The organism is Acidovorax sp. A1169 (assembly GCF_030704685.1).
GTDB lineage: Bacteria > Pseudomonadota > Gammaproteobacteria > Burkholderiales > Burkholderiaceae_C > Acidovorax.
In genome coordinates this window covers 149082-162254 of the sequence record NZ_JAUZDX010000006.1, presented here as the reverse complement: position 1 = coordinate 162254, position 13173 = coordinate 149082, and the positions used below count along the sequence as shown (strand labels likewise).

At 66.4% G+C, this 13173-nt stretch carries 12 protein-coding genes; 2 read left to right on the top strand and 10 right to left on the bottom strand.

Annotation, left to right across the window (positions count from 1 at the left end; genetic code table 11):
* Window positions 1-29 precede the first annotated feature (29 nt).
* Window positions 30-1262, bottom strand: coding sequence for a branched-chain amino acid ABC transporter substrate-binding protein (locus tag QYL93_RS12595; RefSeq protein ID WP_305743943.1), 1233 nt, complete (start codon window positions 1260-1262; stop codon window positions 30-32).
* A 188-nt stretch (window positions 1263-1450) separates the two neighbouring features.
* Window positions 1451-3094: a 3-(methylthio)propionyl-CoA ligase gene (locus QYL93_RS12590; RefSeq protein ID WP_305743942.1), complete on the bottom strand. Its 1644-nt coding sequence runs from the start codon at window positions 3092-3094 to the stop codon at window positions 1451-1453.
* A gap of 216 nt (window positions 3095-3310) precedes the next feature.
* Here QYL93_RS12590 and QYL93_RS12585 point away from each other — a divergent pair, with 216 nt between their 5' ends.
* The gene (locus QYL93_RS12585; protein ID WP_305743941.1) at window positions 3311-3997 is read left to right on the top strand and encodes a Crp/Fnr family transcriptional regulator; all 687 of its coding nucleotides are present in this window, start codon (window positions 3311-3313) and stop codon (window positions 3995-3997) included.
* A gap of 32 nt (window positions 3998-4029) precedes the next feature.
* Here QYL93_RS12585 and QYL93_RS12580 read toward each other — a convergent pair whose 3' ends face one another.
* Complete coding sequence (locus QYL93_RS12580; RefSeq protein WP_305743940.1) at window positions 4030-5736, bottom strand: carboxylesterase/lipase family protein; 1707 nt, start codon at window positions 5734-5736, stop codon at window positions 4030-4032.
* A 193-nt stretch (window positions 5737-5929) separates the two neighbouring features.
* Between QYL93_RS12580 and QYL93_RS12575 the strand changes: the two genes are divergently transcribed.
* Window positions 5930-6949: an AraC family transcriptional regulator gene (locus tag QYL93_RS12575; RefSeq protein ID WP_305743939.1), complete on the top strand. Its 1020-nt coding sequence runs from the start codon at window positions 5930-5932 to the stop codon at window positions 6947-6949.
* A 26-nt stretch (window positions 6950-6975) separates the two neighbouring features.
* Here the strand turns inward: QYL93_RS12575 and QYL93_RS12570 are convergent, their stop codons facing one another.
* The 7 genes from QYL93_RS12570 to QYL93_RS12540 form a co-directional block, all read right to left on the bottom strand.
* The gene (locus tag QYL93_RS12570; protein ID WP_057205943.1) at window positions 6976-7443 is read right to left on the bottom strand and encodes a hypothetical protein; all 468 of its coding nucleotides are present in this window, start codon (window positions 7441-7443) and stop codon (window positions 6976-6978) included.
* A gap of 106 nt (window positions 7444-7549) precedes the next feature.
* On the bottom strand, window positions 7550-7828 hold the full coding sequence (locus tag QYL93_RS12565) for a hypothetical protein (protein ID WP_305743938.1): 279 nt from the start codon (window positions 7826-7828) through the stop codon (window positions 7550-7552).
* A 23-nt stretch (window positions 7829-7851) separates the two neighbouring features.
* A complete protein-coding gene (locus tag QYL93_RS12560; protein ID WP_057205941.1) occupies window positions 7852-8157 on the bottom strand; it encodes a hypothetical protein in 306 nt (101 codons plus the stop codon).
* A gap of 103 nt (window positions 8158-8260) precedes the next feature.
* A complete protein-coding gene (locus QYL93_RS12555; RefSeq protein ID WP_305743937.1) occupies window positions 8261-8986 on the bottom strand; it encodes a GGDEF domain-containing protein in 726 nt (241 codons plus the stop codon).
* A gap of 9 nt (window positions 8987-8995) precedes the next feature.
* Window positions 8996-9385 (bottom strand): DUF1987 domain-containing protein, encoded by a 390-nt coding sequence (locus QYL93_RS12550; RefSeq protein WP_305743936.1) that lies wholly within the window; start codon window positions 9383-9385, stop codon window positions 8996-8998.
* Window positions 9386-9393: 8 nt separating this feature from the next.
* A complete protein-coding gene (locus tag QYL93_RS12545) occupies window positions 9394-10653 on the bottom strand; it encodes a SpoIIE family protein phosphatase (protein ID WP_305743935.1) in 1260 nt (419 codons plus the stop codon).
* 93 nt (window positions 10654-10746) lie between these two features.
* Window positions 10747-13071 (bottom strand): EAL domain-containing protein, encoded by a 2325-nt coding sequence (locus QYL93_RS12540; protein ID WP_305743934.1) that lies wholly within the window; start codon window positions 13069-13071, stop codon window positions 10747-10749.
* Window positions 13072-13173 lie beyond the last annotated feature (102 nt).

Genomic DNA, 13173 nt, shown 5'->3' with positions numbered 1-13173 from the left:
GTCAGGCCCCGATGGGCGCCTATGGCCGCTTATGGGCGCTTCATCTGGCACGAGGTGGGCGTGCTGGCCACGAAGGGCTCGTAGTACTTCACCGGCACAAAGGTGTAGCCGGTGCTTTCCGAGTCGAGCGGGAACTTGCCGCCGGCCTTCTCCCACTTGGAGATGAACAGGCCCTGCTGCAGCTGGTGGTCGGTCTTGCGCATTTCGACTTCGCCATTGAAGCTCTTGAACTTCATGCCTTCCATGGCCGCAGCCACCTTCACAGGGTCGGTGGACTTGGTCTTGACGAAGGCTTCGGTGAGCATGGAGAAGGCGTGGTACACGGCTCCGGTGTACATGTCGTCGTTGAACTTCTTCTTGTAGTCCACCACGATCTTGTTGATTTCGCCCGGCAGGTTGATGTGCGCGTAGGCCACCATGTACACGCGGCCAGCGGCGGCCGAGCCCATTGCGGTCGGGCTGCCGGTGACGGAGCCGTAGTAGGTGTAGAAGTTGACGTTGTTCAGGCCGGCGTCGTTGGCGGCCTTGATCAGGAGCGCCAGGTCGGAACCCCAGTTGCCGGTGATCACGCTGTCGGCGCCCGACTGCTTGATCTTGGCGATGTAGGGCGAGAAGTCGCGCACCTGGGCCAGGGGGTGCAGGTCATCGCCGACGAACTGAACGTCCGGACGCTTGCGATTCATCATCTCCTTGGCGAACTTGGAGACCTGGTGGCCGTGCGCGTAGTTCTGGTTGATCAGGTAGACCTTCTTGACTTCGGGCATGTCCTTCATGAAGGTGGTCAGCGCTTCCATCTTCATGGAGGTGTCTGCGTCCAGGCGGAAGTGCCAATAGCTGCACTTGCTGTTGGTCAGGTCCGGGTCCACGGCGGCGTAGTTCAGGAACACGACTTCCTTGCCGGGGTTGCGTGCGTTGTGCTTTTCCAGCGCATCCATGATCGCCAGGGCCGGGCCCGAGCCGTTGCCCTGCACGACGTAGCGCGCGCCCTGGTCCATGGCCGAACGCAGTGCGCTGGTGGTCTCCTGTGGGCTGAGCTTGTTGTCGATGCCGATGATCTCGAACTTCACTCCGGCAGCGTTCTTCTTGTTGAACTCTTCGGAGATGAACTGGAAGCTCTTGAGCTGGTTGGTTCCCACGGCCGCCATCAGACCCGAAAGCGGGTCGAGCCAGGCGATCTTGACGGTCTCACCCTTTTGAGCGAATGCGGCGCCAGCGCTCGCCAACAGGACGGTGGCTGCTACAGCCTTCATAGCGAATTTCATGGTTTTGTCTCCTTGTAAATCGACACGACGCAGCGTACCGCGTTGCAACACGACGCCCCTCAGGGATTGCCCCTACCGGCGTCGCCCACGTGACTGGCGGGCACTCCCCCGAGCGCCGCACCAGCCTGGGGCAGCGCTGACAACAGCCCTCGCGACCTTCGCGAAGACCTGTCCAGCGCAGCCCCGGATCACAGGCCCGGAAGCCTGTAATCCTTGAGTTGCTCACGCAACTTTGTCTTGAGCATCTTGCCCGTGGCACCGATAGGAATGGCCTCCACGAACACCACGTCATCGGGGATCTGCCACTTGGCCGTCTTGCCCTCGAAGAAGGCCAGCAGTTCCGCCCGCGTGACCTCGGTGCCCGGGCGTTTGACCACGGCCACGATGGGGCGCTCATCCCACTTGGGGTGCGGCATGCCCACGCACGCGGCCATGGCGATGGCCGGGTGGGCCATGGCGATGTTCTCGATGTCGATGGAGCTGATCCACTCGCCGCCGGACTTGATCACGTCCTTGCTGCGGTCGGTGATCTGCATGAAGCCGTCGGCATCGATGGTGGCCACGTCGCCGGTCGGGAACCAGCCGCGGCCCTGCGCGTCCTTGACCAGCGGGTGGCCGCCCTCGCCCTTGAAGTAGCTGTCCACGATCCACGGGCCCTTGACCAGCAGGTCGCCGTAGGTCTTGCCGTCCCAGGGCAGCTCTTCACCGTCGGCACCGACGATCTTCATGTCCACGCCATAGATCGCGCGGCCCTGCTTGAGCAGGACCTTCATCTGCTCTTCCTTGGGCAGCGCCAGGTGCTTGTTCTTCAAGGTGCACAGCGTGCCAAGCGGGCTCATCTCGGTCATGCCCCAGGCGTGCAGCACTTCCACGCCGAAGTCTTCCTTGAAGGCGTGGATCATCGCGGGCGGGCAGGCCGAGCCGCCGATGACGGTGCGCTTGAGGGTGGAGAACTTCAGGCCCGCAGGTTTCATGTGGCCGAGCATCATCTGCCACACCGTGGGCACACCGGCGGCGTAGGTGACCTTCTCGGACTCGATGAGTTCGTAGATCGACTTGCCGTCCATGGCCGGTCCAGGGAACACCAGCTTGCAGCCCGTGAGCGCGGCCGAGTACGGGATGCCCCAGGCATTGACGTGGAACATGGGCACCACGGGCAGCACCGAGTCGCGGGCCGACAGGCACATCACGTCGGGCAGTGCTGCCGCATAGGCGTGCAATGTGGTGGAGCGGTGGCTGTAGAGCGCGGCCTTGGGATTGCCCGTGGTGCCGCTGGTGTAGCACATGCTCGATGCGGAGTTTTCATCGAACTCGGGCCAGGCGGAGTCGGGCGAGTGGGCACCGATCCAGGCCTCGTAGCTCGTGAGGCCGGGGATGCCGGAATCCGCAGGCAGCTTGTCGGCGTCGCACAGCGCCACCCACTTCTTGATGGTCGGGCACTTGGCATGCACGGCCTGCACCAGGGGCAGGAAGGTCATGTCGAAGCACAGCACCTGGTCTTCGGCATGGTTGGCGATCCAGGCGATCTGCTCGGGGTGCAGGCGCGGGTTGATGGTGTGCAGCACGCGGCCCGAGCCGGAGACGCCGAAGTACATCTCCAAGTGGCGGTAGCCGTTCCAGGCCAGCGTGGCCACGCGGTCGCTGAACTGCAGGCCCAACCCGTCGAGCGCATTGGCCAGGCGGCGCGCGCGCTGGCCCAGGTCCTTGTAGGTATAGCGGTGGATGTCGCCCTCCACGCGCCGCGAGACGATTTCGGCGTCGCCATGGTGGCGCTCGGCAAACTCGATCAGCGACGAGATCAACAGGGGTTGGCTCTGCATCAGACCCAGCATGTGTGCTCCTTGAATGTTGTGGTGAAGTGGGCAATCATCGTAACGCGCGCTGGCCTGCTGCGGGGTCTCCGAAGCGCCCCTTTCGGCTGCGTGCCAGGCGGGTTTCCTGGCTGCGCAGTGTGCGGCGTGGGCCGCTTGGCGCCAACACCTGTCGCCCGCCCGACAAAGGCCAAGGGATTACCCTGCATGCCGCCCTGCGCTGCGAGAATCGGCCGCATGCTCTGCCTCGCCCCGCACGTCCAGCGCTTCATCACCGCCCAGCCCTGGTTCGCCGGGCTGCCGGCCACCATGCAGGAGCGCGTGCGCGCCGAGGTGTTCGAGGAAAGCGGCGACAAGGGCGAGGTGATGATGCCCGCCGGCAGCGCCGTGCAGGGCTGGCATGCCGTGCTCTCGGGCCTGGTGATGCTGCAGAGCCCGGCCAGCCGCGGCCGCTCCTCGGCCTTCATCGGCGTGCCCGATGGCGAATGGTTCGGCGAAGGCTCGGCCATGAAGCCCGAGCCGCGCAGGTACCACGTGGTGGCCCTGCGCCCTACCCGCCTCATGTGCCTGCCGCTGCCGGTCTTTGCCGCGCTGCGCGAGAGCAGCCTGGCCTTCAACCAGTTCCTGGTGCTGCACCTGAACATGCGGCTCGGGCAGGCGATGAGCATCATCGAGGCCGGGCGCACGCAGACCACCGAGCACCGCGTGGCGCTGTACCTGAGCCGCCTGTTCTGGCCCAGCACGCGCCGGCTGAATCTGACGCAGGACGAGCTGGGCCAGCTCGTGGGCCTGTCGCGCCAGACGGTCAACCGCGTGCTGCGCTCGCTCGAAGGCATGGGCATCGTGTCGCTGGATTTCGGCAAGGTGGCCATCGTGGACGACGACGCGCTGGGCGCATACCTCGCCGCCACCGCAGCCGCCTGAAAGGACATTAAAAGGGGCATCAGGATCCTGGCTTACTGGAGGCTCAGGCGCGTGGCCTTCTGGTCGGCGTCGAAGATGAACTTGCGCGGCCACGGCTGCCAATCCTGGCCCAGGCCCGCATGGTTGGGATTGCCGGTGTGCACGAAGGCACGCACGCTGTCCATCATCACGCCCGAGAGCGCCAGCCGGCCCGGCTGGTTGGCCGTGCTGTTGGCCGCCTTGGCCAGCAGCGAGGGCCCGAAGTTGCCGAACACGAAGGGCAGATCAAAGCCGTGGGCTGCGCCGTACACGTCGTTCCAGGGCGCGGGCTGCTGCGCCCAGTTGAACTGGTAGCTCCAGACGTTGGTCTGCTGCGTGCGCAGGGTATTGAGCAGGCTGTCTCGGCTAGGGTCGATGAATACGCTGCCCAGCAGCTTCATGCGTGCGTTGTAGCCCGTGGCCGGCGCCGTGACCGGCAGGTAGGAGGCATCGATGATGTCCGCCACCGTCAGCGTGGTGGGCGCATCGGGGTTGAAGGCCTGCGTCATCGCGAAGCGCTCGGCATCGCTGATCTTCATGCCCGGCTTGCCGCCCAGCAACGCCAGGAAGGGCGCGAACAACTTGGCCTCGTCGGCCGTGTAACCCGAAAGCACTGGCACCTTGTGGTAGCGGCCGGCCGCCATCTCTGCGATCGGGTCTGCCGGCAGCACCACGCCGTCGGGAATCGGGCCCGAGCCCGTGAGCCCGCTTTTCAGCACCGTCTGCAGCACCACGCGGCCGTCCTTGCCGCGCAGGTAGCTGGCGGTCTGTGCCGGTGTCCAGCCAGCCACCAGCGCCGCAGCGGCCGCAGCATTGGGCGCCAGGCCATCGGCCAGCGCCAGGGCCGCCAGGAGCGCCGCCGACTGGCCCGCGTATTTGGAGGCAGGGTTGAGCGTGGGGATGGAGCCTGCAGGCAACTGGCTCGCCAGCGAGGTGCCACCGCTGATCGGCAGGGCCTTGTGGAACAGGCCCGCCGCCTGGGGCGAGGTGAGCAGCGCCAGCACGTTACCGGCACCGGCCGACTGCCCCATCAGCGTGACGTTGCCCGCATTGCCGCCAAAGTTGCCGATGTTGCGCTGGATGAAGGTCAGGGCCTGCACGTTGTCGAGCAGCGCGTAGTTGCCGGTATAGGCCTGCGTCCCGGTATGCAGCTGCGGCATCTGGAAGAAGCCCAGCACGTCGAGCCGGTAGTTGGCCGTGACCACCACGGCGTTGGCCGAGCGGGCCAGCGCCGCCCCATCATAGACCGGGTCGGCCGTGTAGCCCGAGATGGCGCTGCCGCCGTGCAGGAACAGCAGCACGGGCAGGTTGTCCTGCGTGCTCGCAGGGCGCCAGATGTTCAGCGTCAGGCAGTCCTCGTTGCCCACGGGCGTGCCCAGGGTTTGGCCGATGCTGTCGTCAAAGCGGTTGTTGGCACCAGGGCCGTACAGGCGCCCCATCTGCAGGCAGGCATTGCCAAAGCGCGTGGCATCGCGCTCGCCGCTCCAGGCCACAGGCGCTACGGGGGGCTGCCAGCGCAGCTCGCCCACGGGGGGCCGGGCAAAGGGGATGCCCTTCCACGAATAGGTGCCCGTGGTGGCGCTGGCATCGGCGCCGCGCACCGTGCCGTACGCGGTCTCGCGCACCTCGGGCGCGGTGCCCGAACCACCGCCACAGCCGGCCACCGCCAGCACGGAAAGGACTGCTCCCAGGCATTGCACACGCCAGCGCGAATCGACCATGTCTTGTCTCCTTTGGGGTTTTCTCAAAACGGGTCGGGCCTCTGTGTACAGTAACGTGACGCCAGGGCACAACCTCGACGCCGATTGTGGAAAGGAGCAGGCCTTTCGCTACTATCGCAACCTTGCCAAAACACTGACTTCAGCTCCCACCTCGCGTAAACCCTGAGCCCACCGTGACCTCGATCGCAACCCGATGACTCCCCGCACAAGTTCCGCCGCCTGGGTGCGCGGCACCACCGACATGATGGCTGCCGAAGGCCTGCCCGTGGCCGAGCTGTGCAGCGAGGCCGGCATCGACCTGGCGGCCCTGCAGCAGCCCCATGCACGCGTGGATGTGGACCGGATCAGCCAGCTGTGGGAGCTGGCCGTGGCGCGCTCTGGCAAGCTGGACCTGGGGCTGTGCCCCCAGCTCACCGCGCGCTACGGCAACGTGGACGTGGTGGGCTACGCGCTCGCATCGGGACCGAACCTGCTGGTGGGGTTTCAGCACCTCACGCGCCACATGGCGGTGATCTCCGACTGCACCGCCTTCGAGCTGGAGCGCGAAGCACGCGGCTACTGGTTCTCCATCGCGCACATCGGCGGTACGCGCCCGGTGCCGCGCCAGCGGGTCGAATACGCGCTGCTCACCCTGTTCACGCTGTGCGGCTGGCTCACGCGCCGCGAGCTCAAGCCCATCGCCGTGGAACTGACCACGCCACAGCCGGCCCCTGGTAGCGAGGCACACTACGAAAAAGCCTTCGGCCTGCTGCCCCGCTTCGCGCAGCCGGCCAGCCGCATCCTGCTGGCCGAAGCCGACATGCTGGCCGACATCCCCACGCACAACCCCAGCCTGTGGGCCATGCACGAGCGGCTGGTGGAGACCGAGCTCGACCACCTGGGCCACTCGCTGGCGAGCACGCGCGTGCGCGCCGAGGTGGCACGCATCCTGCACAAGGGCGAGCCGCGCCGCGACGACATCGCCGCGCGCCTGAACATGACCGACCGCACCCTGCAGCGCCGGCTGCAGGCCGAATCGGCCACCTACCAGCAACTGCTGGACGACACGCGCTGCGAACTCGCACGCCAGTACCTGGCCGACCCCCGCCGCAACCTGACCGAAGTGGCCGACCTGCTGGGTTTTGCCGACCAGAGCAACATGTTCCGCGCCTGCAAGCGCTGGTTCGGCATGCCGCCCGGTCAGTACCGGGCGCAGCTGCAGCAAGGCGCCTGACGGCAGCGCCGCGGCCCTTCCCCTTCTCAGGCGTCCTCGGGAATCAGCCCTTTGCTGTTGAATGCGATCTGGCCGTACATCAGCTCATAGACCAACTGCTTGATCTCGATCTGGTTGAAAGGATCACCCTCCTTGAAACTGGCTTCCCACTCCCGAGTACCTTCGTCGTTGAGCACCACCGCGTCGGGGCGAAGGCGCACGGCAAAGATGGGCAACCGGGTTCCGGTAAGAGGATTGAGCGTGAGAAACAAGACCCGGCCCCACACCGCCTCGGCGCCATCGCTGCAGATCAGCAGGTAAGGCGACGACTCACCCGAGGGCGTGGTGATCACCACGTCCTGCCCCACATCGGCCACGAAGAAGCCCACATCCGGCAGGCCACTGGCCTGTTTGAGCGAGGCAAGAAACGCGGTATACGCCTGCCGGATTTCATGGCAGTCGCGCGCCCTGCGCAAGGCAGTCTGGCTGTTGGAAGGCATCTTCTCTGTGAACATAGGCAATCTCCGGTAGATCACCGAACGTGGCAGGTGGGGAGGCTGCGGTCAAGAAAATTAAGACCATCGCACAGGCGGCCATGGGCCGGCGCAAGAGAGTCGGGCTTCAGGCTTTGCGCCCCGGCACCATCTGGATAGTGCCCACCCCTGCCTGGCGGCGCGGCGCGAGCCAATGCACCCACAGGCCCCGCAGCCACGCCAGGGTGAAGACCAGCGCCAGCACCAGCACCCCCGCGTGCTGCAACTGCCATGCGGTGTAGAAGGCAAACGGCTGCGCCATCAACCCGGCCAGGCAGGCACAGCGCCGCACCGGTTCATGGGCGGACTGGGACAGCCACACGGCCACGGCGCCGAGCACTGCAATGGCCCATTGATCGAGCGTCATGCCAGCGATCTCTGCGCCCGGCATCAGGCCAGGCGCACTTCGAAGTACGCGCCATCGACCTCGCCCAGGCCCTGGTAGCCGGCCTCGCGGGCGGCATTGGCCGCCTTCGTCCACTGGCCGGCCATGGCCAGGTCCTCGGCGCTGACATCGTTGCCATCGGACTCTTCCAGTTGCATCACGGCACGCAGCGCGTCGGCCACCACGTCGGGGCCGCCCAGCTTGCGCTCCAGCACACGCAGGTAGCGGGCCTCGGCAGCTGTGCGCTCTTTGGCAGGCAGTTCAGGGTAGTCGCGCAGGGCGACGCTGTAGGTGGTTTCGATGGTGTCCATGGGTGGCTCCTTCTAGATACTGTAAAAATATACAGTATTTCAAAGACAAATGCACCCATGGCGGGCCGGTGTGGCGACAATGCACCACGCGCAGTGCAATGCCTCAGGCCACGGCCATGGCAGCGCGGGCCACCTGGTTGCGCCCGGCCCGCTTGGCCTGGTACAGGGCCTCGTCGGCGCTGCCATAGGCCGCGTCGAAGCTGCTGCCGCGCTCTTGCCAGCTCACGCCAAAGCTGGCGGTCACGCGGCTGCCGTCCGGCAGCTGGAAATCATGGGACGCAATCGCCCGGCGCATGCCTTCGGCGGCGTGGGCCGCAGACTCCAGCGAGAGACCGGGCAGCAGCGCCGTGAACTCCTCCCCGCCCACGCGCCCGATCTGGGCGATGGAGGGTGCCACACCCTTGAGGCAGTCCACCACCCCGCAGATCACCGTGTCGCCCACCGGATGGCCGAAAGAATCGTTGACGCGCTTAAAGTGGTCGATATCGAGCACGATCAGCGCCAGGCTGTCGCTGGCGAGGTAGCGGTTGGAGCGCTCGATGATGGCCGCACGGTTGAGCACGCCGGTGAGCGGGTCGTGCGTGGCGCGGTACTCCAGCTGGCCGGTGAGGTCCTGCAGACGCTGGTTGAGCTGGTTCATCTCCAGCTCGGCCCGATCACTGCGCCGCACCATGCGGCGCGTTTCGCGCAGCAGGCGCTCGTAGGAGGTCAGGAGTTCGCCCAGGGCATGGCGGTGCATCCCCGGGGGGCTGGCCGCATCATCGAAGGCCAGGCGGGCCGCGAGCAAGGCACGGCTTTCGGCGTCGAACAGGTCAGGTGCGTCGGACATCGAAACCCGTCACGCCGATTTCACAGCGTGGTTGACAAACTGGATGGCCGTGAAGTCGTCCTTGAGCTCCTGGCCAAACTCGAAGATCGTGTCGTCCTCTTCGTCGTGGAACCAGTTGAGCACCACCTCGTTGCCCGCCTCCGCCGCATCGCTGAGCAGGCCGACCAGATTGAACAGCATCTTGGTGCTGGAGCTGTTGAAGTAGGCCAGGGCAATGCTGACCTGGATCTTCTGGCCGCTGCGGGCGCCCAGGTAGGCCTGCAGCTGGCGCAGGATGTCGCCATAGAACGCGGCGGCATTCTCCGGGTACGACTCGCCGCGCAGGCTGAGCGTGTTCTCGTCGAACTTGAAGTCCACTTCCGGCGAGCTGGGTGTGGGGGGTATGTAGAGGTTGTCCATCCGGGATTTCAGGGTGTGGGGCCGGGGGTGTGAACCTGGGCCCGAAAACAGAAGAAGGTCAGGTCATCGCGGCGCTGGTGGCTGCCTTGCCAATCCTGCAGCGCCTGCTGCATGGCGGCGTTCAGTTGCGCGGGGGTTTGCTCGCGCTGGTCCACGATCACCTCCTGGATGCGGCGCTTGCCGAAGGTGATGGCCTTGGGGCCACCCACCTGGTCGATGAGGCCATCGGTGGTCACGAACACCAGGCTGCCAGGCGCCAGGGCCACCGTCTGGTTGGTCCAGGTGTGGTCGAAGTCACTGTCCACGTAGCCCACGCCCTTGCGCTCGCCGGCCACCACCTGCACCGCTTGCGCACCGGGCGCCAGCACGAAGAGCGAAAGGTTCGCGCCGGCAAAACGCAGCTCGCGCGTGGCTGGCTGGTACCAGAAGCAGGCGGCGTCCATGCCGTCGTCAGATCCCGGGGTGTCGTCCTGGCCATCCATCTGGCCGAGCATCTGCTTGATGCTGCGGTTGACGCTGGAGAGCAGTTGCGCCGGGTCGCGCGGTCCGTACTGCTCAATGGCCTTGCCCAGGGTGCTCGATGCGATCAGCGTCATGAAGGCGCCCGGCACGCCGTGGCCGGTGCAGTCGGCCACCATGGCGAACCAGCCGTCGGGCATGGCGGTGAACTGGTAAAAGTCGCCTCCCACCACGTCGCGCGGCTCCCACACCAGGTCGGCATCGGCCTGTGCCTGCACCAGGGCATCGCGCGATGCACGCAGCATGGAGCGCTGGATCACGCTGGCGTACTCGATGCTGTGCATCACCTGGCGGTTGCGCGCGGCCTGCAGTTCGGCCACCACGCGCATCAGTTGCAGGCCGTGGCCCACGCCGACGAAAGCGCCTTCGCGGGCGACGATGAAGCCGTCCGACAGCGCCTTCTCGCCATACTCAACGGTCTTGAAGGTCAGCTCCTCGATGCCCATCTCGGCATCGACGATCAGCGGCGCCTTGTCCATGAAGGCGATGCAGTTCTTGCGCCCGTAGATTTCCCAGCGGTAGGGCTTGCTCATCTCGGACATGAAGATGTCGCGGTTGATCAGGCCGATGGGGCGACCGCCCTCCACGACCGGCAGGCTGATCAGGTCCTTGTGTTCGCTGAAGATCTCCATGACCTTCTCATTGGTCTCTTCCACCGCCATGAAGGGCACCTCGGTGCACATGTCTCCAGCGCTGGGCTGGCGAAAACGCGGGCGGCAGTCGTGCAGATAGGCGGGGAGTTCGGACATGAAGGGGATGGCCCATGCGGCAGGGAATGACACCAGAGCTTACAAGTCGCATATTGCGATTGCGTGACAAAAGGCTCCGGCCCTTGCACCATGTCATTCACTTGGCGCCATGCCCGGCACCAGGCGGCCATGCCCTGCCTGCCATCGGCCGGCCATGGCATGGGTCGGCGCCGCCTGCGTGGCAGAGCGCGGATCGCGGCGCACCAGTTGCTGCAGGTAGTGTGTCAGCGGCACGGGCCTGGCAATGCCGAAGCCCTGCACATAGTCCACGCCGTAGGCCGCCAGCAGCGAGCGCTGGGCTGGAGTCTCGACAAACTCGGCAATGGTCGTGAGCCCCATGGTCCGGGCCACGTCGCAGATGGCCAGCACGATGCGCTGGTCGACCCGCGAGGAGAGCACGTCGCGCACGAAGCTGCCGTCGATCTTCACGAAATCGAGCGGCAGCGACTTGAGGTAGTCGAAAGTGGCGAGGCCCGTGCCGAAATCATCGAGCGAGGTGCGCGCCCCCATGGCGCGCAGGCTGGCCAGCAGGTCCACCGCGCGGCTGCGCTGCACGATGCCGGCGGTCTCCGTGACCTCGAAGCAGAACATCGCGGGGTCGAGCCCGCTGGCGGCCAGGCACTGGTCGATGTGGGCCAGCAGCCGCGGGTCCGACACCGACGAGCCCGACAGGTTGATGGCCACCTTGCCAAGGTCCCTGTGGGTGATGCCATGGGCCACGAGGGCCGCGAACACCTGCGTGATGACCCACCGGTCCACCTGGGGCATGCGCCCATAGCGTTCGGCCAGCGGCAGGAACTCCCCAGGCAGGTGGTTCGATCCGTTGCCCGACGCCCAGCGCAGCAGCACCTCTACCCCCAGGTCGCCATCGTGGTCGCCGTGCGCCGAGCGGATGGGCTGGCAGGCCAGCCACAGGCCACTGGCCTCGGGGCTGCCGGCCGGCAGACGCAGCGCGTCCTTGAGCGCCTCGACCTGCGAGAGCTGCCCTCGGCGGATGCGCATCAGGTGGCCGGGTGCCAGGTCACCGCCCTGCGCATGGCGGTCGCTCAATGCAGGGTCGCCGTCCACCTCGCACAGCAGCATCAGTGCCGCCAGGATGTCGTCGCCCAGGGCCTGCCCCTCGTCCAGCGGCAGCAGCCCGAGCGCGGCCTGGATGCGCACGCTGTGCTCGGCAAAGACATAGCGGCGCCCGTCGAGGGCGGCACGCAGCTGCAACAGCCGCGCGTTCACATCGCCCCCTGCCAAAGGCACCGCCACCACGAAGAAGCCATCGCGTGGCCGCGCGTAAAAGCAGCTGCGACCCCATTGGTTGCGCAGGTAGATCGACACGTCCTGCTCGATCTCACGCGTGCGGCCCAGGCCGATCAGTCCCACCACATGCTCCAGGTTGTGCAGGCTGATGCCCACCAGATGGACCGGCCCCGCCGCCTGGAGGGTCTTGAGCAGACCGCGCTCGTTGAGAAAGCCCGTCAGGCCATCGTTGCTGGCGGCCTCGTGCAGGCTGCGCTCCATCTGCCGGCGATGCTCCATCGTCGCCGAGGCAAAGAAGCTGAGCGCTGCCAGGCAGACCATGAGCACGGCCTGGTCCAACACGACCAGGTAAGGGCTTTGGCCGGCCACCAAAGGCGGCGCAAACGCCAGCAGGGTCAGCGCCGAGAGCGCCGTGGTCAGGTGCACGAACAAGGGGCTGCCACGGTAGGCTGCCCAGGCCACCAGCAGAAAGACGATGTAGCGCGCCGATGGGCCCACGCCCATACCCGCCAGGGAAGGGCCCCAGTGTGCCACCGCCATCACCGCCACCAACCCAGCCACCCAGAAGGTCTGCCAGCGTGCCCAGCGCAGCGGGCCCGCCCTCCAGCCTCCATCGAGGGCATGGGCGGCCAGCTCGGTCAACCGGCAGAACAGCAAAATGCCAAACACTTCGGACATGCCCATGACCCCCGCCACGCGCAGGACACCGCCCTGCTGCTCGCCCGGCGTGAGCAAAAACTGCCAGCTGCCCAACGCCGTGAGGACCGCCGCCCCCGGCAGCACGGTGAAGGCATGGAAGCGGATGGCCGTAGCGACCGGGTTGCGCTCTGCCTCGCTGCGCCGGTCACGCTGCACCAGCCACCACACCAGCGACACAGCGGCCACCAGGGCCAGCACGCCGATCAGCGATTGAAGCACGGGGATGCCATGCAGTGCATGCCACAAGGCCACAGCTGCCCCCAGGTACCACAGCATGCGCAGCCCGTAGGCCAGCACCAGCCCGATGGCGATACCGTCGGCCGGCCAGATGAGGCTCATGTCCAGGCTGCCAAACGCATAGGCCTGCGAGGCCTCGGCGACCAGCATCCACAGCAGTGCGCCCGCTAGGCCGCGCTTGTCGTCGAACGCCAGGGAATGGGAGGTTGCGGGAAAGGGTTGCGAAGGCATACGGAGGTCGCAGGAAGGAGCAACCTGCAAGTTGCCAGGTCACACGGCGGACCTGCCCACCATCGCAGGCCAATGTGACAGCAATGCGGCAAAGCCCTGCGT

Coding starts and splice junctions, on each gene's coding strand:
- QYL93_RS12595 (WP_305743943.1), bottom strand. CDS start 1,262: ATGAAATTCGCTATGAAGGCTGTAGCAGCCACCGTCCTGTTGGCGAGC.
- QYL93_RS12590 (WP_305743942.1), bottom strand. CDS start 3,094: ATGCTGGGTCTGATGCAGAGCCAACCCCTGTTGATCTCGTCGCTGATC.
- QYL93_RS12585 (WP_305743941.1), top strand. CDS start 3,311: ATGCTCTGCCTCGCCCCGCACGTCCAGCGCTTCATCACCGCCCAGCCC.
- QYL93_RS12580 (WP_305743940.1), bottom strand. CDS start 5,736: ATGGTCGATTCGCGCTGGCGTGTGCAATGCCTGGGAGCAGTCCTTTCC.
- QYL93_RS12575 (WP_305743939.1), top strand. CDS start 5,930: ATGACTCCCCGCACAAGTTCCGCCGCCTGGGTGCGCGGCACCACCGAC.
- QYL93_RS12570 (WP_057205943.1), bottom strand. CDS start 7,443: ATGTTCACAGAGAAGATGCCTTCCAACAGCCAGACTGCCTTGCGCAGG.
- QYL93_RS12565 (WP_305743938.1), bottom strand. CDS start 7,828: ATGACGCTCGATCAATGGGCCATTGCAGTGCTCGGCGCCGTGGCCGTG.
- QYL93_RS12560 (WP_057205941.1), bottom strand. CDS start 8,157: ATGGACACCATCGAAACCACCTACAGCGTCGCCCTGCGCGACTACCCT.
- QYL93_RS12555 (WP_305743937.1), bottom strand. CDS start 8,986: ATGTCCGACGCACCTGACCTGTTCGACGCCGAAAGCCGTGCCTTGCTC.
- QYL93_RS12550 (WP_305743936.1), bottom strand. CDS start 9,385: ATGGACAACCTCTACATACCCCCCACACCCAGCTCGCCGGAAGTGGAC.
- QYL93_RS12545 (WP_305743935.1), bottom strand. CDS start 10,653: ATGTCCGAACTCCCCGCCTATCTGCACGACTGCCGCCCGCGTTTTCGC.
- QYL93_RS12540 (WP_305743934.1), bottom strand. CDS start 13,071: ATGCCTTCGCAACCCTTTCCCGCAACCTCCCATTCCCTGGCGTTCGAC.